Genomic DNA, 22,550 nt, shown 5'->3' on the forward strand with positions numbered 1-22,550 from the left:
CCGAGGACGCGGACAAGCGCTGACTCGGCGCAAATGTCACGCCGGAGCGCTAGCGGAGGTGGGACGTTCGCGCCGCGTCGGCGCCACCCGGCGAAGCGAAGCGAGCCGTCAGCGAAGCGAAGCGAGCACGTGCAGCTGCGAAGCGAGCGGCAGGTAGTCGGCCCGGGTAGAAGCCCGCTGCTCCAGCTCGACGAGCGCGTTGGTGGCACCGGGATCGACGTCGAGCAACGACCCCGGAACGTGATCCACGAACACGCGCACGCCCCGCACATCCCCGACCTCGAACCCGGCGGCGTCCAGCAGCCCGGTGACCTCGTCGAGCGCGAACCGGCGCCCCGAGCGCCCCTGCGGAGCGGTGTCGTCGAGCAGCTCGGCGGCTTGCGCGAAGTGGCCGGCCAGGGCACGGGAGAGAACGGCGGCGGTGCGCTGGGCGACCAGCAGGCTGAGGGTGCCGCCGGGACGGAGCACCTCGCGGATCCCCGCCAGTGCGTCCTCCGGGTCGGGGACGACCTCGAGGACACCGTGGCAGAGCACCACGTCGGCGCCGCCGGGGTCGGCGACGTCGGAGAGGGCGGCCAGGTCGCCCTGGCGCGCGTCGACGGAGACGCCGGCCTCACGGGCGCGCCGGTCGAGCGCCGCCAGCGCGTCCGGGCTGGGGTCGACGACGGTGACCTTGTGACCGAGCCCAGCGATGCGTACGGCCGAGGTGCCGGTGCCGCCGCCGATGTCGAGGACGTCGAGCGAGCCCGCGGCCAGGACCGGGTCGAGCGCGTCCCAGACGGCGACGGTCCGGGCGCCTGCCCGACGACTGGTTGATGCGGAGCCAGCTGCCATGCGGCCAAGCGTAGGCCCTGATCCCACCACACCTGAATCAGCCCACGAGGCGGTCGTGCTGGAGGCGGACGACGTGGGAGGTGTGGGCCATCAGCCCGAGGGACTCCTCGACGACGGCGAGGAAGCGGTCGGCGTCGCGCACCTGCTCGTCGGCCTCCTCGGCGGTGACGGCCCGGATGGAGCCCGCCTCTGCGGCAGCCCGCTTCGCTGCGCCTGCGGCGAAGTATTCGGCCCACTCGGACAGCTCGGGCGCGACCTTCTTCAGACGGACCCAGGCGTTCCACGGCCGGCGGCGACCGGCGCGGCTCGCGGCCTCGACCGGGTCGGTGCGGGCGGCGATCAGCGCCGCGGCGGCCTGGAGGGCGGCGACGTGGGCCATGGCGTACCTGCTCGGCACGTCGTCGGCCACGATGGCCTCCGAGAGCGACTCGGTGGCACGGAACAGGTAGCTGTGTGTCGTCGCCGGCAGCAGATGCATCGGGGTCGTCCTTCTCGCTCAAGGTCGACCCCGCAGTGGACGGCTCCGGCGGGCGCCGGGGGTCGAGGACGACACCCGCCAGAGCCTGGCTGTTCGAACATTTGTTCGAACACGAGATCAAACTACACCCCGCCACCGACAGTCACAAGACGTCTCGGTGGCGGGGCGTGTCGAAGCGGTGGTGCGGGTCGCTCAGTCCTCGGCGACGGCGCCGCGGATCCGGTGCGGCGGGTGGATGTAGCGGGTGTTCGCCGGCAGCCACATGACCGCCAGCAGCCCCGCGGCGATCACCAGCGCGATGGCGGTGAGCACGCTGATGATGACCGGCGGGCCGGTCAGGATGCCGCCGATGCTGGCGACCGCGGAGATGAACACCAGGAACGTGATCGTGATGCGGGCCCACTCGAAGCCGTTGCGGAGGAACACCGCGAGCACACCCATCATGATGGCCATCACACCGAACAGCGTGATCGCGGGGGCGATGAACGCCGGCGCGCTGACCCGGTTGTCGGTGGGTGGGTTGATCAGGGCGTCGAGGCCCTCGGTCTCCAGGATGCGCTTGGCCGAGGGGTTGCCCTCCGCCCAGGCGCGCACCAGGTCGTCGGAGCGCAGCACCATCACCACGACCACGACCGCGCTGAACGCGATCAGTCCGACGATCAGCCGGATCGCCCACGTCATCTCGCGCGGCACTGGCTCGGCCGCGAGCGCTGCCACCTCGACAGCGGCTTCCGGGTCCTCGCTCACGACCACACCTTCGTTCTCGTCGGGTGTCGTCATGGTCATCCGGTCTCCTTGCGACGTGGGGGTTCAGTCTCTGATCAGGCCATTCTGCCGTACGGGGTGCAGCGTAGGTAAATACACGGACGCGTGCGCTTGGTCTCGGGTCGAGACCGAGTTGTCGGCGGCGTACGCCACTATGTCCTCATGGAATCTCTAGCGCTGACCTTCTCCAGCGGGTGGGCCAGTGGCATCAACGCCTACCTGGTCGTGCTGGTGCTCGGCGTCGTGCAGCGTACGACGGGGGCGGAGGCGATCCCGGACGTGCTCGGCACCTGGCCGGTGCTGGCGGCCGCGGGGCTGATGTACGCGATCGAGTTCGTCGCCGACAAGGTGCCCTACATCGACTCCACGTGGGACTCGATCTCCACGGTGATCCGGCCGACGATCGGCGCCGTGATCGGTGTCCTGCTAGCCGGTGAGGCCGACTCGCTCAACGAGGCCGTCGGCGGCGTCGTGGGCGGCACCACGGCGCTGATGTCCCACCTGATCAAGGCCAGCGAGCGGCTCGCGGTCAACTCCTCCCCCGAGCCGGTCTCCAACTCGGTGGTCAGCGTGGCCGAGGACGGGCTCGTCCTCGGGGTCGTCTGGTTCGCGACCGAGCACCCGCTGGCCGCCGCCGGCGTCGCCGCGGTCCTGCTGGTGGCCGGACTCGTGCTGATGTACTTCATCGTCCGGGCCGTCCGCGGGGGCTGGCGCAAGCTGACCCGGCGCAGACGACGAGGATCCCAGCCGCCCGACGGGCCCTCCGACGGCGCCACCAAGCCCTACCCCGTCCAGTGACGAGGGTCGTCGTCCTCGGGGGCGGGTACGCCGGGATGGCCAGCGCCGCCCGGCTGGCCAAGCTCGGCCACTCGGTGACCCTCCTCGAGGCCTCCGGACAGCTCGGCGGCGCGCTGGTGCCCGTGCGCGAGGAGGGGTTCACCTGGGACGCCTCGGCGACCTCGACGCTGCTGCCCGCGGTGATGCGCGACCTGTTCCGCAAGTCCGGGCGCCCCGCGGAGCGTGAGCTCGAGCTGGTGCCCATGGACGTCGTCCGCGAGCACCGGTTCGCCGACAAGACCTCGGTCGCCGTGCCCGGCGGCACCCGCGGGGCCCAGCTCGCCGCCTTCGACGAGCTGGGGCCCGGCATGGGCCGGCTGTGGACCGACTACGTCGCCCGGTTCAGCGAGGACTGGGAGGTGCTGCGGCAGCACTACTTCGAGGTGCCGTGGGAGCCCTCCGCGCTGCCCTCGGCCGTCGCGGAGCGGTTCCGGTCGCGCGAGACGCTCCACAAGCGGCTGCGCAAGACGTTCAAGGACGAACGCCTCCGGCTGGTCGCGGCGCACCCGTTCGTCGCCGCGGGGCAGGAGCTGCGCGACGTACCTGCCTGGGCAGGGCTGACCGCCTACCTCGAGCAGCGGTTCGGCGCCTGGCGGGTCGAGGGCGGGATGGGCGTGGTCGCCGAGGTGCTCACCGCCCGGATGTCCACCCGGCGGGTGACGGTGCAGACCGCCACCCGGGTGGAGGACATCGTCGTACGCGACGGGCGGGCGGTCGCGGTGAACACCACCGCCGGCGAGATCGACCTCGGCACCGACGGGGCGGTCGTGGTCGCCTTCGACCCCCGCTCGCTGCCGGCCCTGCGGCCGCTGGTGCACCGCACCCTGCCGGCGATCCCGCCGATGACGTTCCACCTCGGCCTCTCCTCGCTGCCCGACCATCTCACCGACCTGCCCGACGAGCTGGTGCTGCACGGCGAGCCCACCCTGGTCGTACGCACCCGCGGGCTCGCACCCGTGGGCCAGCACGCCTGGACGATCCACTCCCACGGCAAGCTGATGGAGGATGTCCTGCTGGCGCTGGCGCGCCACAAGATCGACGTCCGCGAGCACGTCGTGCACCGGGTCGACCTGGGCGCCGCCGAGCTCGTACGCCGCTGGCGCGGGTCCCCGCTGGGTGTGAAGTGGGCGGGGCGCAGCACGGTGTTCCAGCGCCTCGGGCCGCGCACCCCGATCCCGAACGTCTACGCCGCCGGCGCCCACGCGACGCCTGGCTCGGGGTTGCCGTTCGCCGGGCTGTCGGCCGCGCTGGTCGCGCAGTCGATCGGGCCGGCAGGTTAGACCGTGACGTTGAGCTTCGCGAAGATCTCCAGTGTCGCCTTGGAGCGGTTGAGCGTGTAGAAGTGCAGCCCCGGCGCGCCACCGTCGAGCAGCTCTTGGCACAGCTCGGCGGCGACCGCGATGCCCTCGGCGCGGATGTCGGCGGGGTCCGGACCGGCCGCGGTGATGCGCTCGACGATCTCGTCGGGGACCTCGGCGCCGATGAGCTCGCTCTGACGGCGGATCGCGGCGAGGTTCAGGATCGGCATGATCCCGGGCAGGATCGGGATGTCGACGCCGCGGGCCCGGACCCGGTCGACGAGGCCGAAGTAGTCCGCGGCCCGGAAGAACATCTGGGTGACCGCGAACTCGGCGCCGGCCTTCGCCTTGGCGGCCAGCACGTCGGCGTCGGCCTCGAGCGACTCGGCGCCCGGGTGGCCCTCCGGGAAGGCGGCGACGCCGATGCGGAAGTCGCCACGCTCGCGGGCGAGCCTCACCACGTCGATCGCGTAGTCGAGGCCGCCCGGGGTCGGGGTCCATTCGGCTCGCGGTCCCTCGGCGGGGTCGCCGCGCAGCGCCATCACGTGGGCGACGCCCTGAGCGGCGTAGGAGTCCAGGATCGCGGCGACCTCCTCACGGGTGTGGCCGACGCAGGTCAGGTGGGCGACGGGCAGCAGCTCGGTCTCCGCGGCGATCCGGCCGGTGATGGCGACGGTCTTGTCACGGGTCGAGCCGCCGGCGCCATAGGTGACGCTCACGAAGGTCGGCCGGTAGGGCTCCAACGCCCGGACGGCGTTCCACAGCTGTTCCTCCCCGGCCTCGTCCTTCGGCGGGAAGAACTCGAATGAGAACGACCGCTCGCCCTCGTTGATCAGCTCCGCGAGGGAGCGTCCACGTCCAGTCACCATCGGGCCATCGTAGGCAGTGCCCTAGGCTCAGAGAGTGAATGAAACGTGGGACGCCGATGAATTCCGCAGTCGCGTCCAGGGGGCGCTGGACACCTTTCTCGAGACCCAGTCCGAGCGGCTGATCCCGCTCGGCGACGAGGTCGAACCGCTGCTGCGCCGGGCGCGCGAGTCGATGTCGGGCGGCAAGCGGCTACGGGCGGCCTTCTGCTACTGGGGCTTCCACGCCGTCCGCCCCTCCCCCTCGCCCGCCGAGGAGGAGTCGCTCGTGCGGGCGGCCGCCGCCCTCGAGCTGCTCCAGGCCTCCGCACTCGTCCACGACGACGTCATCGACGACTCCGACACCCGGCGCGGCGCACCCGCGGCGCACCGCGCGTTCGAGGCCGACCACGCCGCCGCGGGCTGGCCGGGCCGGTCCCGCGCCTATGGGGATGCCGCTGCCGTGCTCCTCGGAGACCTGCTGCTGACCTGGGCGGACGAGCTGCTGCGTACCTCTGGGTTCGGAGCTGCCGAGACCGCGGCCGCCCTGTCGGTGTTCGACCTCACCCGCAGCGAGGTCATCGCCGGACAGTTCCTCGACATCACGGTCCAGGCGCGCGGTGCCGCGGACGTGGAGGCCGCGATGAAGGTCGTGCGCTACAAGGCGGCCAAATACTCCGTCGAGCGTCCCCTCCACGTCGGCGCGGCCCTGGCCGGAGCCGCGCGCGAGCAGATCGAGGCACTGACCGCCTACGGCCTGCCCGTCGGCGAGGCCTTCCAGCTGCGCGACGACCTCCTCGGCGTCTTCGGTGACCCCTCGGTCACCGGCAAGCCCGCCGGCGACGACCTCGTGGAGGGCAAGCGCACCGTCCTGGTCGCCCTCGCCCTGACCGGCTCGACGCCTGCCGACGCCGACCGCCTCGACCGCGCTCTCGGTCAGCCGCTCAGTGCGGAGCAGGTCGCCGACCTGCGCACGATCATCACCACCTCCGGCGCCGAGCAGCAGGTGGAGAAGACCATCACCGAGCTGGCCGACCAGGGTCTCACCGCCCTCGACGACGCCCGGTCCGCCGGCACCCTGGACGCCGGTGCCGCCGACACCCTCCGCGCGCTCGCCACCGCGGCCACGCAGCGCACCGTCTGAGGCCGCGGCCCGGCCGGCGTCAGAGGCGCTCGACAGGCATCTGGAACAAGACCTTCTCCGACGGCTCGTCGGAGCCGCCCATGGGCTCCATGGTGATCATGAGGTCGCCGTCCTCGACAGGCACGGCGACGGCCATCTCCTCGTCGAGGACGCCGGCGGACTCCATGCCCGAGTCGGTGTGCCACCAGACCTGGTAGGTCATCCCCTCGGGACGCGAGAGGTGGGCGGCGTCGACGGCGACCATGTGCATCTCGTGGGACATCGCGACCATCAGCTCGCCGTCGGCGGTCTTCTCCTTGTGCATCCTCGCGTCGGGGGCCGACATCACCTGGGCGGCGGTCATGTGTGGCGGGTCGTCGTCACGTACGACGACCCCGACCGTCACGCCGACGCCGACGATCACCGCGGCAGCCGCCGCGACCGCACCCAGGAGCCAGCGACGACGACGGCGACTCGCCACCGCGACCACGGGCGGCAGCTGCGGCGTGTCCGAAGCCGTACGCAGCACCCGGCAGCGCAACGCGACCGGCGGCACCTCGGCGACCTCTCCGGCGAGGGACGCCGTCGCCGACCGCAGCGAGTCGACCTCCTCGCGGCACTCGGAGCAGACCGCGAGATGGGCCTCGAACTCCGCCCGCTCGGGCGGTTCCAGCGCGTCGAGGAGATAGGCCCCGACCAGGCCGTGCACGTCAGGCGCCATCGCCGGCCCCTCCGTCCATTGCCTCGAGCTCCGCTTCGGCCAGACAGTCGCGCAGCCGGATCAGCCCGTCGCGCATCCGCGTCTTCACCGTCGACAGCGGCCGGCCGAGCAGCGCGGCGACCTCGGGATAGGTGAAGCCCTGGTAGTAGGCGAGCCGGACGGCCTGCGATTGCAGCGGCGTGAGCGAGTCCAGGCAGCGGCGTACGCCTTCGTGCTCGGCCGCGGTGACCACCGTGTCCTCCGGGCCCGCGACCTCCACCGGCTCGCGCCGCGCGACGTGCTCCTCCCGCGCACGCGATGCCTGCGAGGAGCGCACCGCGTCGACCGCCCGCCGGTGGGCGATCGTGAGCACCCAGGTCCGCACCGACCCACGCGAGGGGTCGAACCGCGCCGCCTGGCGCCACACCTCGGTGAACACCTCCTGGGCCACCTCCTCCGCACGCGAGGGGTCACGCACCACGCGCCGGGCGACGCCGAAGACGAGCGGAGCCAGGTCGTCGTAGAGGCGACCGAAGGCGTCCAGGTCTCCCCCGGCGACGGCGGCGATCACCGCTCCGGGATCCAGCTCGGCCGGGCCGGAGGACGACTCCTCGCCCACGACCCGCAGCGCTCGGCGCACACGCACCCCTTCCGACGACAATGGCAGATCTCACCCCGGGTTCGCGGCCGAGGGGTGGGAGGATTGGTCCCATCCGACCATCGATCGGCCACGAACCCACAGCATGACATCCCGCACCCTCCTCGGACGTCTCGCCAGCGGCCCCTCCGCGGGCATCGCCGCCGGCGTGCTCGGCCTCGGCGTCGCCGAGCTCATCGCCGCCCTCGCGCACGGGGCCTCTCCCCTGCTCGCGCTCGGTGACCGGGTCATCGACCTCACCCCGCGCTGGCTCAAGGAGGCCGCCGTCGCGACCTTCGGCACCGCCGACAAGCCGATCCTCCTGGTCTGCGTCGCACTGGTCACGCTGATCCTGCTCGGGGTGGCCGGCGCCCTGGCCGTACGCCGCCCCGTGCTCGGCGCGGGCATGTTCCTGCTCCTCGGGGCCGTCGACGCCGCCGCCCTCCTCGCCGACCGCGCCGGCAACGGGACGGCCGGGGTCATCGCGCTGGTGATCGGCCTCGCGATCGGCGTCACCGCCCTGGTCCTGCTCACCCGGACCCTGAGCGGGCGGCAGGAGACACCCGCCGAGGCGGAGGCTCCCGCCGGCTTCGACCGGCGCAGCTTCCTGGTCGCGGCGGCGGCCGTGACGGCGGTGGGTGCGGCCGGCGGGGTCGGCGCGAAGGTCGTCACCGCCCGCCGGCACCCGACGACGCGGCTGGCCATCCCCACGGCCGTCTCCCCCGCAGCGCCCCTCCCGGCAGGCGCGGAGCTGCCGATCAAGGGCCTGACGCCCCACCTGACCCCCGTCGACGACTTCTATCGCATCGACATCGCCCTGCTCACCCCACGCGTCGACGTCGCCGACTACCGGCTCAAGATCCACGGCCTGGTCGACAACCCCGTGGAGCTGACCTACGAGGATCTGCTCGCGATGCCGCTCTACGAGCGCCGCGTGACGATCTGCTGCGTCTCCAACGAGGTCGGCGGCGACCTGATCGGCAACGCGACCTGGACCGGCGTACGCATCCGCGACGTCCTCGAGCGCGCTGGCCTCGACCCGGACGCCGACGCGGTGAAGTCCACCGGTGCCGACGGCATCACCATCGGGACCCCGCTCGAGGCGCTCACCGACGGCCGTGACTCCCTGCTGGCGATCGCCCAGGACGGCGAGCCGCTGACCCCGGACCACGGCTTCCCCGTACGCATGGTCGTCCCCGGCCTCTACGGCTATGTCTCGGCGACCAAGTGGCTCACCGAACTCGAGGTCACCCGCTTCGCCGACTTCCGTGCCTACTGGACCGACCGCGGCTGGTCCGCCGAGGGCCCAATCAAGACCCAGTGCCGCATCGACCTGCCCCGCGAGAACCCCGATGCCGCGGGCGAGGTGACGGTGGCGGGCGTGGCCTGGGCACAGCACCGCGGGGTGAGCAAGGTCGAGGTACGCGTCGACGACGGTCCCTGGCAGCCGGCCGCACTCGCCGCCGAGGACAGCATCGACACCTGGCGCCAGTGGTCCTTCCGCTGGGAGGCGACCGCGGGCGAGCACCGGATCCAGGCGCGCGCCTACGACCGCACCGGCACCCCGCAGACCGGCGAGGAGGCCCCGCCGGCGCCCGATGGAGCCACCGGCTACCCGACCCGCACCGTCACGGTCGGATGATGTCAGCCGAGGTCGGCGAGGTCGGTCTCCGGGCCGTCACCGCGCAGCAGCACGGTGAACGCCGGACGCTGCTCGGAGATCTCTGCCGTCCGGTCCTTCAGGACCCCGACGATCTTGTCGAAACCGGCGCGGTCGGCATAGGCCGCGCATCCCCAGGTCTCCCACAGCAGCACCGTGGGCGCGGAGAGGTCGCGCAGCGAGTCCCACAGCGCATCGAGGTTGCGGCCGAAGTGGGCCGGGAACCCGAGCGCGGCGCCGATGGCGCCGAGCACCTCGTCCTTGGTCTCGGCCACGTCGGCGATCTGCGCCAGCGACCAGCCTGCGCCGGTCACCGACTCGGAGAGGTCCGCGGCAGCCAGCTCGGTGTGCCAGCGGTAGACGCCGGGCTCGACCCGCCCGGCGAGAAGTCCTGCCAGTCCGCTCATTCCCATCACCCCCGGTCGATCCGTGCGAACGACTCGTAGTGGTCCTCGGTGTAGTAGAACTCGCCACCCTCGCCTGTGACGATACGCCGCGCACCCCGGTCGTCCGAGCCCGGCGTCGGCACGGTGTACTCCGCGTAGTAGCCCGACGGCTCGTCCGGCAGGATCCCCTCGCGGTTGCCGAAGGTGCTGCCATCCTTGCCCGGGTAGGGGAAGGGACCGCCGGCGTCGATCAGCTCGAGCGTCTCCACGCCCTCGGGCGGCAGCTCGGACTCCGCGATCCAGGCGAGCCCGCTCTCGGGATCGGTGCCGGTCTTCCCGCCGCCGTCCGAACCAGAGTCACCACCGCTCGCACTGCCGCATCCGGCGAGCAGCGCCATGACCACGGCGAGCAGCAGGGCGACCAGGGCAGACTTCGACCTCACGACGGTCCTCCGAGACGTACGGACGGGTGGGGCCTACAGTGCCATGGCCTGGGCCCGGCGCTTGACCTCCGACCCGCGGTTCTCCCGAAGCGCGTCGATCGGGCGGCCGGGGAGGTCGTCGTCGAGGAAGAGCCAGGCGATGATCTCGCGGTCGTCGTAGCCACCGTCGTGGAGCACGTGGAGCAGGCCGCTGAGGCCCTTGACCGGCAGGCCGTCCTGGATGAACAGGGCCGGGATGTGCTGTCCCTTGACGCCCGGAGGAACCGCCGCGGCGAGTTCGTGCTCACGGATCATGGTGCGCACCTTGCCCACCGTCACGCCGAGCTGCGAGGCGGCGGTGGCCCAGTCGATCCAGTCCTCCACCAGGACGCCCAGATCCTGCTCTGCCAGCCGCATTTCGCTCATAACGATCACATTACCGGCCCGGGCACCCGCGCCGGAAAGTCGTGAGTGGGACCCGCTGGTCCGTACCATTGCCCGGTCCGGAATACTTCTCCGACCGGAGACAGGAGGATCGCGTGGCTAGTGAGGCGGACCCCCGTGACGGCGTCATCGGGCGCCACGGCGGAGGCCCGGCTACCGCATCCGACCCCCTTCTGGGCAAGGTCCTGGGGATGCGTTACCGGATCGTCGAGAAGGTCGCGAAGGGCGGCATGGCGACGGTCTACGTCGCCCACGACATGCGTCTGGACCGCATCGTCGCCGTCAAGGTCATGCACCAGAACCTCGACGAGGAGGGCAACTTCGCCGAGCGGTTCGTACGCGAGGGCAGGTCGGCAGCGAAGCTCTCCCACCCCAACGTGGTGGCCGTCTACGACCAGGACGAGGACGACGGCGTCGCCTTCCTCGCGATGGAGTACATCGAGGGCCACACCCTGCGCGACACGATCGCCTCGCAGGCTCCGCTGGGCGCGGCAAAGGCGCTCGCCTACATCGAGCCCATCCTGAGCGCTATGTCCGCGGCTCACGCGGTCGGGATCGTGCACCGCGACATCAAGCCGGAGAACGTCCTCATCACCACCGGCGCCGCCTCGATCTCGCAGCGGGTCAAGGTCGCCGACTTCGGTCTGGCCCGGGTGATGACCAACAACTCGCACGACGCCACCACCGGCACCCTGGTCGGCACCGTCTCCTACCTCGCGCCGGAGCTGGTCACCGAGTCCAAGTCCGGGCCGCGCACCGACGTCTACGCGGCCGGCGTCGTGCTCTACGAGCTGCTCACCGGTCGCAAGCCCCACAGCGGCCCGTCGCCGGTCGACATCGCCTACAAGCACGTGCACGAGGACGTACCGCCGCCCTCGAAGGCGGCGCCCGGGATCCCCCGGTACGTCGACGCCCTGGTCGCCCGCGCGACCGCTCGCGACCCAGAGCTGCGCCCGGCCGACGCCGGCGTGCTCCTGCGCATGGTCAACCGGGTGATGGCCACCCTGTCCGCGGGCATCTTCGATGACCCCGAGCTCACCGCCGACCTGGCACTCCCTTCGGCCGGAGGGCCCGAGAAGCCGAGGCAGGCCGTCAACGGCGCCGACGTCCCGGCGCGCGCCCACGACGAGTCCGGTGCCGAGTCGACGGCGGTCCTGCCCGCGCTCGGCCTGCCCCCATCCGGGCCGTCCGGCCCGTCCGGCCCCCCGCCGGGCAGGCCCCCGGGCCCGGTGGGACCGCCTCCCGGCGTGGGCCTTCCCGCCGCCGGCCGGCTCTCGCTGAGCGAGCCCGAGGAGAACGTACGCATCGCCCCCACGCCCACGCAGCCCAAGCAGCGCTGGAGCGTGCCGCCGACCTGGAGGGGGCCGATCGCGATCGGCGCCGCCGTGGTGGCCGTGGCGCTGGTGGCGAGCGGGCTGTGGTGGTTCATCGACGGTCGCTACGAGCGGGTGCCCTCGGTGGCCGGCCTGTCCCGAGCCGAGGCGACCACGCAGCTGCAGAACGCCGGCTTCGAGGTCTCCGCCAACACCGAGTTCTCCGACACCGTCGCGAAGGGCGTCGTGATCGACTCCGACCCCGGCCGCGACGCCAAGGCGCTGCCCGGCTCGACGGTGGAGATCAGCGTGAGCAAGGGCGTCGAGGAATACTCGGTGCCCAAGGTCAAGGGCATGCTCGCCGACGACGCCCAGGACGAGATCCAGGACCTCGGCCTCACCGTCGGTGACCCGATCGAGAAGTTCAACGACAACGTGCCCGAGGGCCACGTCATCAACTCCCAGCCCCGCGCCGGCACGCTGGTGCGGCCCGGCAAGACCGTGGTGCTCGTGATCAGCAAGGGCCCCGCCCCCGTCGACATCGTCGACTGGACCGGCCGCAGCGCCGAGCGTGCCAAGAAGTCGCTCGAAGCAGACGGTCTCGTCGTCGAGATCGAGGAGGAGGAGAACCAGGAGGCCCGGCCCGGCACCGTCCTGAGCCAGAGCCCCAACTCCGGCACCCTCCCCAAGGGCGAGACCGTGACCCTCGTCGTCGCCAAAGGCCCGGCCGCGGTCCCGGTCCCCAGCGTGGTCGGCAACGACAAGGACACCGCCAAGCAGACCCTCGAGGCCGCCGGGTTCAAGGTCAAGGAGGAGAAGGAGGGTGGCATCAACCTCGGCTTCGGCTACGTCACCCGCCAGGAGCCAGCCGGAGGCGAGGCCCCCTACGGCTCCGAGATCACGATCTGGCTGAACTGACATGACCGCTTCGATCCTCCGCAATCCGATCGGCACCCACGTACAGGTCGGCAAGGGCCTGGTCGCGGGCGCCCTGGCCAACACCGACGCGGTCGGCGGCGAGACCCTGCAGATCTTCGTCGGCAACCCCCGCGGCTGGGCCCTCTCGGCGGGCAAGCCCGCCGACGACAAGGCCTTCCGCGCCGAGCTCGAACGGCGCGGGATGCGCGCCTTCATCCACGCCCCCTACCTGGTCAACCTGGGGTCGCCGACACCGGCGACGTACGAGAAGTCGGCTGCGCTGGTCGCCCACAACCTGCGCCGGGCCGCCGACATCGGCGCCGAGGGCGTCGTGATCCACACCGGCTCGTTCGTCTCCCCCGAGGGTGACGCCCGGGAGAACTTCGTCGCGGCGATGAAGCAGGTCCGCGAGGCGCTGCTGCCCGTGCTCGAGCAGATCTCCGCCGACGACGCACCCTGGCTGCTCCTGGAGCCGACCGCCGGCCAGGGACGGTCGCTGTGCGCGGGGGTGGAGGACCTTCCCGCCTATCTGGAGGCCGTCGACTTCCACCCCAAGGCCGGGATCTGCCTCGACACCTGCCACGTCTTCGCCGCCGGAGCCCCGCTCGACGAGCCCGGCGGCGCCACCGCATGCGTCGACCGGATCGTCGAGATCGGCGGCCCCGGGCGGCTCCGGCTGATCCACGCCAACGACTCCAAGGACGTACGCGGCAAGAACCTCGACCGCCACGAGCAGATCGGTCGCGGCCACATCGGCACGACCGCCTTCGAGGAGCTCTTCGCCCATCCGGCGACCGCGGGAGTGCCGTTCATCCTGGAGACTCCGGGCTCCCGTGACGCGGACAACGCCGATATCCCGCTGCTCCGCGATCTGCGGGCATCGGCGCACCGTCAAGGCATGTGACCTCCATGCATCCGCATGGTTACTCCCTCGCTCGGCGCGAGCGGACGAGCGAGCTCGCCGCTCGGCCTCACTCCGGTCGTCTAGGCTTGGAGACGCACAGGAGTGATCTTCGACGCCATGGGGGTGGCATGACCAGCTGCGCACAGTGCGGATACCGGCTGTCCGAAGAGCCGACGTGTCCGGTGTGTGGTCTCGAGGTCGCCAGGGAGCTCGACCCAGCTGCCGAGGCTGACTCCACCGATGTAGAGGAAAGGACGCCACCCGTGTCCAGTGCTGCGAAAGACGACGTCACACCCGAGCCCGAAGAGCTCGACGAGCCGAACGAGGCCACCGTGATCCGGAGGCCGGTCGAGGCGACCGCTCCGGAGGCGGTCGACGACGTGCCCGACGCGGAGCAGACCTCACTGAGCCTGCCCCGGATCAGCGCCTACGGCGACGAGGACCGGCCTGGGCCGGCCTCCTCGATCGCTGCCGTCCCTGAGGACGAGCCCACCGAGCGCACCTCCCGGCGCCATTCGCCCGAGGTCGAGGAGAAGCTCGACACCGACGACGAGCCCGACGGCTCCACCGCGATCCGCCCGGCGTACGCACCGCCGTCCTCCCCGCCACCGGCCACTCCCCCGCCGGCGCACGAGCCGGCCGACGAGCCCGCTGCACAGGCCGTGATCCCCGACCCCGAGCCGCGGCCGATCCCGGATCCCTCGCCGTTCCCGGAGCCGACCCCGGTGCCGGGGCCCTACCCCGTTCCCGACCCGGAGCCGACGCCCACCCCGGTCCCCGAGCCCGGCCCCGTCCCGGAGCCGGAGCCCGTCCCAGGGCCCGACCCGGTCCCCGACCCCGAGCCCGAGCCGGTCTCCGAGGTGCCGGTCGAGGCGGCGTACCAGCCCTTCGTCCAGCCTTCCGGGATGCTCGTCCAGCAGCAGCAGCAGCGAAACGGCACGGCCCGCCACTGGGCTCCGCCGGAGGAGACCGTCGCCGACCAGGCCTACGAGCCCGAGCCGGCCTATGCGACCGGCTACGCCGACGACGCCTACGCCACCGACGGCGCGGCCGACTGGCAGACCGGCTACGGCTACGCCGCCGAGGCCGAGCCCCTGGAGCAGGACTTCGGCGACTACGGCGCCCAGCAGGAGTACGTCTCCTCGCTGATGGCCGCCGAGGCCGAGGACAACCCCTCGACCTGGATCGTGCTGCTGTGGGTGGGTGCGATCTTCATGATCGTGATGTTCGTGCTCGGCGTCTGGCTGATGACGCTGTAGCGCCTGTCTGTATGCCGAGGATCATCGTCGCCGAGATCGACAGCGACGAGCAGCGCGCGCTTGCCGTCGACATCTGGCGAGCGGCCAACGCGGCTCGCCGCCGGACCGCCACCGAGGCCCGCATCCGCAGGGTCCGCGAGAAGCTGGACGCGGCCGAGCTCGCGCTCCTCGCCCACTACGGCAGCCGCCCCGCCGGGATGCTGCTCGCCGAGACCTATCTCGTCGACGGCGTACCGCTCCCCGGCTACGGCCACATCTCGATGGTCTTCGTCGACCCCGCCGTGTGGGGATCCCACGTCGGCACCGAGATGATCCGCGACCTCCAGTCCCGTGACTGGGCGGGCCTCAGCGTCTGGACCCGCACCGACAACCGTCGCGCCCAGCGCCTCTACGAGACCACCGGCTTCACCGACACCGGCAACCGCAGCACCCTCCACGACGGCGAGGAGATCATGCAGCTCGCCTGGGCGCGCGACTGACCACTGAACGTCGTCCAGTGCGGGCGGAGGCGACGCTCAGCGCGAGCGCAGCATCTCCGCGACCTGAAAAGCCATCTCGAGCGACTGGACGCGGTTGAGGCGCGGGTCGACCACGGACTCGTAACGGTGCACGAGACCGGCCTCGTCGAGCTCCTCGCCGCCACCGATGATCTCGGTGACGTCGTCGCCGGTGTTCTCGACGAGGATGCCGCCGGGGACCGTGCCGAGGGCGTGGTGGACGTCGAAGAAGCCCTGGACCTCGTCGAGGACGTCCTCGAAGCGGCGGGTCTTGTAGCCGTTGGAGGTGGAGAAGGTGTTGCCGTGCATCGGGTCGGAGATCCAGGTGACGTTGACGCCCTCGGCGGTGATCTTCTCGACCAACCCGGGGAGCCCGTCGCGCACCTTGCCCGCGCCGAAGCGGGTGATGAAGGTGAGCCGACCCTCTTCGTTCTTCGGGTTGAGCTTGGCGGCCAGCGCGAGCGCGTCGTCCGGGGTCGCGGTGGGGCCGAGCTTGCAGCCGATCGGGTTGTTGAGGTGGCGGAAGTACTCCACGTGGGCGCCGTCGAGCTGACGGGTGCGCTCACCGATCCAGACGAAGTGGCCGGAGACGTTGTAGGGCGTCTCGGTGCGTGAGTCGATGCGGGTCATCGCGTGCTCGTACTCGAGCAGCAGCGCCTCGTGGGAGGAGTAGAAGTCGACCCGGTGGAACTCCTCCGGGTCGGCACCGATGGCCTCCATGAAGGCGATCGCGCGCTCGATCTCGGAGCCCATCGCCTCGTACTTCGCGCCGACCGGCGAGTTGCGCACGAACTCGGAGTTCCAGGTGTGCACCTGGCGCAGGTCGGCGTAGCCACCGGTGGTGAAGGCGCGCACGAGGTTCAGCGTCGAGGCGGAGGCGTGGTAGACGTCCAGCAGCCGCTGCGGGTCGGGGATGCGGGACTCGGCGGTGAACTCGAAGCCGTTGACGGCGTCGCCGCGGTAGGCCGGCAGGGTGACCCCGTCACGGGTCTCGGTGTCGGAGGAGCGCGGCTTGGCGTACTGCCCCGCGAGACGGCCGATCTTCACGACCGGGACGGAGGCCGCGTACGTCAGGACCACTGCCATCTGCAGCAGCACGCGGAGCTTGTTGCGGGTGTTGTCGGCGGTCGCCTCGGCGAAGACCTCGGCGCAGTCGCCGCCCTGCAAGATGAACGCCTCGCCGCGGCCGGCGGCGGCGATCGAGCTCTTGAGCTGGTCGCACTCCCCCGCAAAGACGAGCGGCGGCTGGTTCCTCAGCTTCTCGACCGCCGCGGCCAGGGCGGCCGGGTCGGAATAGGTCGGCTGCTGGAGGGCTCCGATGGCGTGCAGCTGCTCGAGAGAGGGGAAGGCGTCGTTCACGAGGCTCAGGGTACGCGGATCGCGCTGTTGTTACGAAGTCATCTCAGACACGGCGAGGCCGGCGTACGTCTCCCGAAGAACGTACGCCGGCCCCGACGGTGGTCACCCCGCTACTTGTCGTCCTCGGGGTTGACGTCCATGTGCTCGATGTCGGTGAAGTGCGGCGGCTCGTCGTCCTTGTTGGCGAACTTGTTGACCAGCCAGGTGATCGCCCACAGGATCACGCCGATGACCATGAGGCCGCCGGCGATCTCGTAGACGATGCCGTCGCGGTCGACCCACGGACCGGCCAGGTAGATGCACAAGATGGCGGCGATGGGCGGCAGCCACCTCGGCGCGGTGAAGAACGCCTTGTCGGTGTCGGCACGTCGGTTGCGGAGCACCACGCAGGCGATGTTGACGATCGCGAACACGCACAGCAGGAGCAGTGCGGTCGTGGAGCCGAGGTTGGAGACGATGTTGCTGTCCGGGTCGCTGGAGACGTACCAGATCAGCCCCAGCGCGAGCAGGGTGGTGAAGATGATCGCGATGTAGGGCGTGCGGCGACCGGGCAGGATCGCACCCAGCTGCTTGGGCAGCACCCGCTGCCTGGCCATGCCGTAGACCAGCCGGCTGGCCATCAGCATGTTGATCAGCGCCGTGTTGGCCACGGCGAAGACCGCCAGGAACGGGAACACCTTGTCGATCGGGAAGTCGGGGGCGCCCTTGCCGACCACCTCGAGCAGGGCCCGGCCCTCGGACTCACGGATCGTCTCGAGCTCACCCGGCGTCAGCACGCTGACGACCGAGACCGCCACCAGGATGTAGAGCAGAGCGGCCGCGCCCAGGCCCATCAGCATCGTGCGCGGGAAGATCCGCTCGGGATCCTTCGTCTCCTCGACCATGTTGACGGCGTCCTCGAACCCGACCATGGCGAAGAAGGCGACCGAGGTCGCGGCGGTGACCGCGAAGACGACGCCCATGTTGGAGTAGTCGTCGAAGGAGACCAGCTCCGACATGTCCGCCTTGCCCTGGGCGATCACGAAGAAGCCGACGCCGATGACGATGCACAGCGCGACCATCTCGACGACCGTGAGGATGATGTTGAACTTCACGCTCTCGCCCACGCCACGCAGGTTGATCAGCGCGAGCAGGACCATGAAGCCCAACGCCAGGAGGGTGACGGCACCTTCGCTGGGCGCATCCATCCAGCCGTTGATCTCCAGGCCGCCGAAGAAGTTCTGCGCCAGCGTGTTGGCCGAGGTCGACGCGCTGGTGATGCCCGAGCAGGCGACCGCGAAGGTCACCATGAAGGTGAGGAAGTGGAAGCCGAAGGCCTTGTGGGTGTAGAGCGCGGCGCCGGCGGCGCTGGGATACTTCGTCACCAGTTCGAGGTAGGAGTAGGCCGTCATGGTGGCCACCACGAAGGCGAGCAGGAACGGCAGCCACAGGATGCCGCCGACGTAGCCGGCCATGGTCCCGGTCACGGCGTAGACGCCGGCTCCTAGGATGTCACCGACGATGAAGAGCAGCAGGAGCCACGGCCCCATCACTCTCTTCAACTCAGGTGCTTCTTCTTTCGCCAGGGTTGTCATGATGTCCTTCCTGGTCACGTTCGAAACTCAGTTCCGAAATTGGGATGAAGGGATCCCTCAATCAAAGCCCAACCTCGCTGTCAGGTGTACGACAATTCGTAAACACGCCGTAAGCGGAAGAAATTTCGTGGATAGGGTCGCTGTCATGACCTTCTCCATCGTCGCCAGAGCAGTTGATCCAGGCACCGGGGAGCCCACCTGGGGTGTGGCCGTCGCTTCGAAGTTCCTCGCCGTCGGATCGGCCGTCCCGGCCGCTGTCGCGGGGGTCGGAGCCATCGCCACCCAGGCCGAGGCCAACGTCGCCTACAAGGGTCTGGCTCTCGCCCACCTCGACGAGGGCGCCACCGCCGCGGTCGCTCTCGAGAGGCTCCTGGAGGAGGACGAGCGCCGCGACCACCGTCAGGTCGGCATCGTCGACGTCGACGGCAACGCCGTCTCCCACACCGGACCCTCCTGCTTCGGCTGGGCCGGCGGCCGCACCGGCTCCACCACGGACGGGGCGTACGCGATCCAGGGCAACATCCTCACCGGTCCCGAGGTCGTCGAGGCGATGGAGGCCGCCTGGCTCGCCTCCTCCCCCGACCAGCCGCTGCAGCACCGACTCCTCGCCGCGCTCGCCGCGGGCGACGAGGCCGGTGGCGACAGCCGAGGCCGGCAGAGCGCTGCCCTCCTGGTCGTGCGCGAGGGCGCCGGCTACGGCGGCAACGACGACATCGCGGCCGACCTCCGCGTCGACGACCACCCGGCGCCGATCCCCGAGCTGAAGCGCCTCCTCGACCTCAGCGACTTCTACCTGACGGCCTCGACCGAGGCCGAGAAGGTGCCGGTCACCCCCGAGATCGAGGCAGAGCTGGAGACGTACGCCGCGGCGCAGGGCGCCTCGAACTTCCTCGCCTGGGTGGGCACCGAGAACTACGAGATGCGGGTGGCCGAGGACCTGTCGTGGATCGACCGGCGCATCCTCGACATCGTCAGGACGCCCCAGTGACGTCGATCCTCGCCATCGACGCCGGCACCACCGGCGTCACCGCGCTGATCGTCACCGACAAGGGCGAGGTCGCGGCTCGGGGGTATGAGGAGTTCGATCAGCACTTCCCCAGTCCGGGCTGGGTCGAGCACGTGCCCGAGGGGATCTGGCAGGCGACCCTGGAGGCGTGCCGTACGGTCCTCGCGGCCTACGGCAGAGACGATCTCGTCGGCATCGGGATCACCAACCAGCGCGAGACGGTCGTGCTGTGGGACCGGGAGACGCTGGGATCGCCGCGGCGCGCCATCGTGTGGCAGGACCGGCGTACGACGGCGATGTGCGCCTCGATGGCCTCCCACGACGCCCGGGTCCGCGAGCTCACCGGCCTGCGCCTGGACCCCTACTTCACCGCCACCAAGCTGGCCTGGCTCCGCGAGAACGAGCCGCACACCTGGGCGCACGTCGAGTCGGGGCGCTACGCGATCGGCACCGTCGACTCCTACCTCATCGCCCGGATGACCCGGGGTCTGCACCACCTCTCCGACGTCTCGAACGCGTCCCGGACGATGCTGTTCGACATCAACGCCAACGACTGGTCCGACGAGCTGTGCGACCTGTTCGGGGTGCCGCGTGACGCGCTGCCGGAGATCGGGCCCAACTGGGGCGAGGGCGTGGTCACCGACCCGCGTTCTTTCCTCGACCTCTCCCTGCCGATCACCGGTGTCGCCGGCGACCAGCAGGCCGCGCTGTTCGGGCAGGCGGCGTTCGAGATCGGCGACTCCAAGTGCACCTACGGCACCGGGTCGTTCGTGCTGACCAACACCGGCTCCACGCCGCAACGGTCCGACTCCGGCCTGCTCACCTCCCCCGGCTGGATGTCGCCCTCCGGAGAGGTCACCTACGTCCTCGAAGGCTCGATCTTCGTGACCGGAGCCGCGGTGCAGTGGCTGCGTGACGGCCTGCAGATCATCGGCTCCGCCGCGGAGACCGAGGCGCTCGCGCGCACCGTCACCTCGTCCGAAGGGGTCGTGTTCGTGCCCGCCCTGACCGGTCTCGGCGCGCCCCACTGGGACCCCGACGCCCGCGGCACGATCATCGGCATCACCCGCGGCACCACCCGTGCCCACATCGTGCGGGCGACCCTGGAGGCGATCACCTTCGAGGTACGCGACGTGATGGCCACCATGCCGACGCCGGTCGCCTCGCTCAACGTCGACGGCGGCGCGGCCGCCAACAACCTGCTGTGCCAGCTCCAGGCCGACCAGCTCGGCGTCGACGTCTCCCGCCCTCGCCACGTCGAGACCACCGGCCTCGGCGCGGCGTTCCTCGCCGGCCTCGGGGTCGGGGTGTGGTCGTCCTTCGACGAGATCCGGGAGACCTGGGCGCTGGACCGCACCTTCTCCCCCGACGCGTCCCGTCGCGATGCGGCCGATGAGGCGTACGGCTCGTGGACCAAGGCCGTCGAACGATCCCGTCAGTGGGCGTGAGTCCGCGTTGACCCGCATCCTGCACCTGTCCGACACCCATGTCACCGCAAGCGGCGCCGACATGGACGGGGTCGACGCCGTCGCCGCGCTCGACAGCATCCTGCGCGACGCCCGCCACGTGCCCGGCCTGGACGCTGTCGTGGTCAGCGGCGACATCGCCGACGACGGCTCGGCCACGGGCTGCCGCTCGGTGCTGGAGCGAGTGGGCGCCTTCGCTGCCGAGCGCGGCATCCCGCACATCTACTCGACGGGCAACCACGATACCCGCGGACCGTTCCGTGAGGCGCTCGGCAGCGGACACCTCGAAGCCGACGGCAGCGACCGCGGTCGTCTGCTGGATCCCGAGTCAGACCTGTGCGCGGCGGTCAGCTTCCTCGGTGAGCTCCGGGTCATCACCATCGACAGCCTCGTGCCGGGCAAGACCCACGGGTTCTTGGACGAGCACCAGCTGGCCTGCCTCGCCGCCGAGCTGGCCACCCCGACGCGCGACGGGACGGTGCTGGTCCTCCACCATCCGCCCCTCCACCTGACCTCCCTGCCCTGGGTCGCCGACGTCGTCCTCCGCAACATCTCCGCCCTGGGCCGTGTGGTGCGCGGCAGCGACGTACGCGCGATCCTCACCGGCCACCTCCACTTCCAGGTCAGCGGCTTCCTCGCCGGCATCCCCGTCTGGGTGACCCCCGGCGTCGTCACCCGCATCGACACCACCGCACCCCCACATCTCGTACGCGGCGTGCTCGGTGCCGGCGCCTCCGTCGTCGACCTCGCCGACCCGGCCTCCCCGACCTTCCACGTGCTCTCCGCTCGCGATCCGCGAGCGGGCGAGCAGGTCTACGTCTACGACCCCGTCTCCGGGGAGGACACGGTCGAGCCGAGCTGACGTGCTCACGGTGGTCGGAAAACCGTTTGTCACGCTGCCGTGGGCACAGCACCCTGTGCGCATGGAGATCGTGAACGCACCTGTCGACGAGGCCGTCCTGCGTCCGCTGGACGCCTACGTACGCGGTCACTCCACCGGCGACCCGCTCCACTTCCGAGACGCCTTCCTGCCCTCCGCTCATATCGAGGGCATCCGCGACGGCGCCTTCGTCTCCTGGCCGCTCGACGACTACTGCGCCCTGTTCAACGGCTCTCCGGCTCCCGACGAGAAGGACCGCGTACGCCGCCTCGAGGTCGTCGAGGTGCACGGCACCGTCGCCACCGCGACCATGACCCTCATCCATGGCCCCGACACCTTCACGGACGTGTTCCTGCTGGTGCTCGTCGACGGAGCCTGGAAGATCGCCAACAAGGTCTACCACCGGCACGCTCAGGCCGCGGCGGCATAGTCGAGGAGTACGTCGCGCAGCGTGAACTCTGCCCGGGACAGTGGCGGTGGGTCTTGGCCCCAGGTGTCGGGTGGTGGGCTGGTGTAGGCGTGGCCAGTGGGTGTGATGGTGGTGATGCTGCCGTCGGGTCCGGGTCTGGCTTGCCAGCCGTGGGCTTCTTTGGCTTGGTTGCAGCGTTCGCACAACCCTTGGAGGTTGTGGGCGCTGGTTTCTCCGCCGTCGGCGTGGCGCTGGATGTGGTCGATGTTCCGGATCGGGGCGTCACAGCCGTTGGTGCGGCAGATCCCGCCGTCACGAGTCGCGATGAACTCGGCCAGACCGTCGGGTGCCTTCCGCGAGCGTGATTCCATGGCGACGAGTTGACCGGCGGGGTCGGTGAACAGCCGCCGGACGAAGATCTCGGCGTCAGACAAGGCCTCTCGCGCCCAGGCGGCGGGGACAGGCCCGTAGCCCTCGACCATCGCCGGCTGGTCACTGTCATTGGCGAGCGAGTCGGCGGTCATCACGACCTTGAC

General features: G+C 70.9%; 24 protein-coding genes. 12 read left to right on the forward strand and 12 right to left on the reverse strand.

The genetic code is table 11. From position 1 onward, the window contains the following. Nucleotides 1-108 precede the first annotated feature (108 nt). The 3 genes from ACFVJS_RS13835 to ACFVJS_RS13845 all read right to left on the reverse strand — a co-directional run bounded on the left by ACFVJS_RS13835 (nucleotide 109) and on the right by ACFVJS_RS13845 (nucleotide 2,098). Nucleotides 109-834: a methyltransferase domain-containing protein gene (locus ACFVJS_RS13835; RefSeq protein ID WP_378880904.1), complete on the reverse strand. Its 726-nt coding sequence runs from the start codon at nucleotides 832-834 to the stop codon at nucleotides 109-111. A 37-nt stretch (nucleotides 835-871) separates the two neighbouring features. Beyond that, nucleotides 872-1,312: an SAV_6107 family HEPN domain-containing protein gene (locus tag ACFVJS_RS13840; RefSeq protein WP_378880907.1), complete on the reverse strand. Its 441-nt coding sequence runs from the start codon at nucleotides 1,310-1,312 to the stop codon at nucleotides 872-874. Between the two features lie 192 nt (nucleotides 1,313-1,504). Continuing rightward, nucleotides 1,505-2,098 carry a hypothetical protein gene (locus tag ACFVJS_RS13845; RefSeq protein WP_378880909.1) on the reverse strand — a complete coding sequence of 198 codons (594 nt, stop codon included), beginning with the start codon at nucleotides 2,096-2,098 and terminating at the stop codon, nucleotides 1,505-1,507. Nucleotides 2,099-2,239: 141 nt separating this feature from the next. On the opposite strand from ACFVJS_RS13845, the gene ACFVJS_RS13850 reads away from it, so the two are divergent. Next, complete coding sequence (locus ACFVJS_RS13850) at nucleotides 2,240-2,875, forward strand: DUF4126 domain-containing protein (RefSeq protein WP_378880911.1); 636 nt, start codon at nucleotides 2,240-2,242, stop codon at nucleotides 2,873-2,875. After that, complete coding sequence (locus tag ACFVJS_RS13855; protein ID WP_378880914.1) at nucleotides 2,872-4,194, forward strand: phytoene desaturase family protein; 1,323 nt, start codon at nucleotides 2,872-2,874, stop codon at nucleotides 4,192-4,194. The genes ACFVJS_RS13850 and ACFVJS_RS13855 overlap by 4 nt, the downstream gene beginning before the upstream one ends. Here the strand turns inward: ACFVJS_RS13855 and metF are convergent. Further along, nucleotides 4,191-5,081, reverse strand: coding sequence for a methylenetetrahydrofolate reductase [NAD(P)H] (gene metF, locus ACFVJS_RS13860; protein ID WP_378880916.1), 891 nt, complete (start codon nucleotides 5,079-5,081; stop codon nucleotides 4,191-4,193). The two genes, ACFVJS_RS13855 and metF, sit on opposite strands and share 4 nt — an antisense overlap. A 34-nt stretch (nucleotides 5,082-5,115) precedes the next feature. Between metF and ACFVJS_RS13865 the strand changes: the two genes are divergently transcribed. Continuing rightward, nucleotides 5,116-6,201 carry a polyprenyl synthetase family protein gene (locus ACFVJS_RS13865; protein ID WP_378880919.1) on the forward strand — a complete coding sequence of 362 codons (1,086 nt, stop codon included), beginning with the start codon at nucleotides 5,116-5,118 and terminating at the stop codon, nucleotides 6,199-6,201. A 19-nt stretch (nucleotides 6,202-6,220) separates the two neighbouring features. Here the strand turns inward: ACFVJS_RS13865 and ACFVJS_RS13870 are convergent, their stop codons facing one another. Both ACFVJS_RS13870 and sigK read right to left on the reverse strand, forming a co-directional pair. Beyond that, on the reverse strand, nucleotides 6,221-6,901 hold the full coding sequence (locus tag ACFVJS_RS13870; protein WP_378880922.1) for an anti-sigma factor domain-containing protein: 681 nt from the start codon (nucleotides 6,899-6,901) through the stop codon (nucleotides 6,221-6,223). Continuing rightward, nucleotides 6,891-7,520: an ECF RNA polymerase sigma factor SigK gene (gene sigK, locus ACFVJS_RS13875; protein WP_378880925.1), complete on the reverse strand. Its 630-nt coding sequence runs from the start codon at nucleotides 7,518-7,520 to the stop codon at nucleotides 6,891-6,893. Before sigK ends, ACFVJS_RS13870 begins: the two co-directional genes overlap by 11 nt. Nucleotides 7,521-7,623: 103 nt before the next feature. Between sigK and ACFVJS_RS13880 the strand changes: the two genes are divergently transcribed. Further along, the gene (locus ACFVJS_RS13880; protein ID WP_378880928.1) at nucleotides 7,624-9,159 is read left to right on the forward strand and encodes a molybdopterin-dependent oxidoreductase; all 1,536 of its coding nucleotides are present in this window, start codon (nucleotides 7,624-7,626) and stop codon (nucleotides 9,157-9,159) included. A gap of 2 nt (nucleotides 9,160-9,161) precedes the next feature. Here the strand turns inward: ACFVJS_RS13880 and ACFVJS_RS13885 are convergent, their stop codons facing one another. The 3 genes from ACFVJS_RS13885 to ACFVJS_RS13895 are packed head-to-tail and all read right to left on the reverse strand — an operon-like array spanning nucleotide 9,162 to nucleotide 10,411. Then, a complete protein-coding gene (locus tag ACFVJS_RS13885) occupies nucleotides 9,162-9,584 on the reverse strand; it encodes a barstar family protein (RefSeq protein ID WP_378880931.1) in 423 nt (140 codons plus the stop codon). Between the two features lie 5 nt (nucleotides 9,585-9,589). Continuing rightward, nucleotides 9,590-10,006: a ribonuclease domain-containing protein gene (locus ACFVJS_RS13890; RefSeq protein ID WP_378880933.1), complete on the reverse strand. Its 417-nt coding sequence runs from the start codon at nucleotides 10,004-10,006 to the stop codon at nucleotides 9,590-9,592. A 33-nt stretch (nucleotides 10,007-10,039) separates the two neighbouring features. Next, entirely contained in the window at nucleotides 10,040-10,411 is a 372-nt protein-coding gene (locus tag ACFVJS_RS13895) for an Rv2175c family DNA-binding protein (protein WP_378880936.1), read from the reverse strand. 113 nt (nucleotides 10,412-10,524) lie between these two features. Between ACFVJS_RS13895 and pknB the strand changes: the two genes are divergently transcribed. The 4 genes from pknB (at nucleotide 10,525) to ACFVJS_RS13915 (ending at nucleotide 15,302) form a co-directional block, all read left to right on the forward strand. Further along, nucleotides 10,525-12,660: a Stk1 family PASTA domain-containing Ser/Thr kinase gene (gene pknB / locus ACFVJS_RS13900; protein WP_378880938.1), complete on the forward strand. Its 2,136-nt coding sequence runs from the start codon at nucleotides 10,525-10,527 to the stop codon at nucleotides 12,658-12,660. A gap of 1 nt (nucleotide 12,661) precedes the next feature. Next, nucleotides 12,662-13,564, forward strand: coding sequence for a deoxyribonuclease IV (locus tag ACFVJS_RS13905; protein WP_378880941.1), 903 nt, complete (start codon nucleotides 12,662-12,664; stop codon nucleotides 13,562-13,564). A 263-nt stretch (nucleotides 13,565-13,827) separates the two neighbouring features. After that, nucleotides 13,828-14,823, forward strand: a complete 996-nt coding sequence (locus tag ACFVJS_RS13910) for a hypothetical protein (protein WP_378880944.1) — start codon at nucleotides 13,828-13,830, stop codon at nucleotides 14,821-14,823. Between the two features lie 11 nt (nucleotides 14,824-14,834). Then, the gene (locus tag ACFVJS_RS13915; protein ID WP_378880946.1) at nucleotides 14,835-15,302 is read left to right on the forward strand and encodes a GNAT family N-acetyltransferase; all 468 of its coding nucleotides are present in this window, start codon (nucleotides 14,835-14,837) and stop codon (nucleotides 15,300-15,302) included. A gap of 36 nt (nucleotides 15,303-15,338) precedes the next feature. Here the strand turns inward: ACFVJS_RS13915 and ACFVJS_RS13920 are convergent, their stop codons facing one another. Both ACFVJS_RS13920 and ACFVJS_RS13925 read right to left on the reverse strand, forming a co-directional pair. Further along, complete coding sequence (locus ACFVJS_RS13920; RefSeq protein WP_378880949.1) at nucleotides 15,339-16,679, reverse strand: class II 3-deoxy-7-phosphoheptulonate synthase; 1,341 nt, start codon at nucleotides 16,677-16,679, stop codon at nucleotides 15,339-15,341. 110 nt (nucleotides 16,680-16,789) lie between these two features. Next, the gene (locus tag ACFVJS_RS13925) at nucleotides 16,790-18,211 is read right to left on the reverse strand and encodes an APC family permease (RefSeq protein ID WP_378880963.1); all 1,422 of its coding nucleotides are present in this window, start codon (nucleotides 18,209-18,211) and stop codon (nucleotides 16,790-16,792) included. A gap of 187 nt (nucleotides 18,212-18,398) precedes the next feature. On the opposite strand from ACFVJS_RS13925, the gene ACFVJS_RS13930 reads away from it, so the two are divergent. From ACFVJS_RS13930 to ACFVJS_RS13945, 4 genes are all read left to right on the forward strand, one after another. Further along, a complete protein-coding gene (locus ACFVJS_RS13930) occupies nucleotides 18,399-19,241 on the forward strand; it encodes a DUF1028 domain-containing protein (RefSeq protein ID WP_378880952.1) in 843 nt (280 codons plus the stop codon). Continuing rightward, nucleotides 19,238-20,707: an FGGY family carbohydrate kinase gene (locus ACFVJS_RS13935; protein WP_378880955.1), complete on the forward strand. Its 1,470-nt coding sequence runs from the start codon at nucleotides 19,238-19,240 to the stop codon at nucleotides 20,705-20,707. Before ACFVJS_RS13930 ends, ACFVJS_RS13935 begins: the two co-directional genes overlap by 4 nt. 7 nt (nucleotides 20,708-20,714) lie before the next feature. Beyond that, a complete protein-coding gene (locus ACFVJS_RS13940; RefSeq protein ID WP_378880957.1) occupies nucleotides 20,715-21,587 on the forward strand; it encodes a metallophosphoesterase in 873 nt (290 codons plus the stop codon). 61 nt (nucleotides 21,588-21,648) lie between these two features. Further along, nucleotides 21,649-22,035, forward strand: a complete 387-nt coding sequence (locus tag ACFVJS_RS13945; protein WP_378880959.1) for a nuclear transport factor 2 family protein — start codon at nucleotides 21,649-21,651, stop codon at nucleotides 22,033-22,035. On the opposite strand, the gene ACFVJS_RS13950 is transcribed toward ACFVJS_RS13945, so the two are convergent. After that, nucleotides 22,017-22,550 (reverse strand): HNH endonuclease (locus ACFVJS_RS13950; RefSeq protein ID WP_378880961.1); only part of this gene is annotated, 534 nt, incomplete at its 5' end. The genes ACFVJS_RS13945 and ACFVJS_RS13950 overlap by 19 nt on opposite strands.

The sequence above is a fragment of the Nocardioides sp. NPDC057772 genome, assembly GCF_042798075.1.
Taxonomy (GTDB): domain Bacteria; phylum Actinomycetota; class Actinomycetes; order Propionibacteriales; family Nocardioidaceae; genus Nocardioides.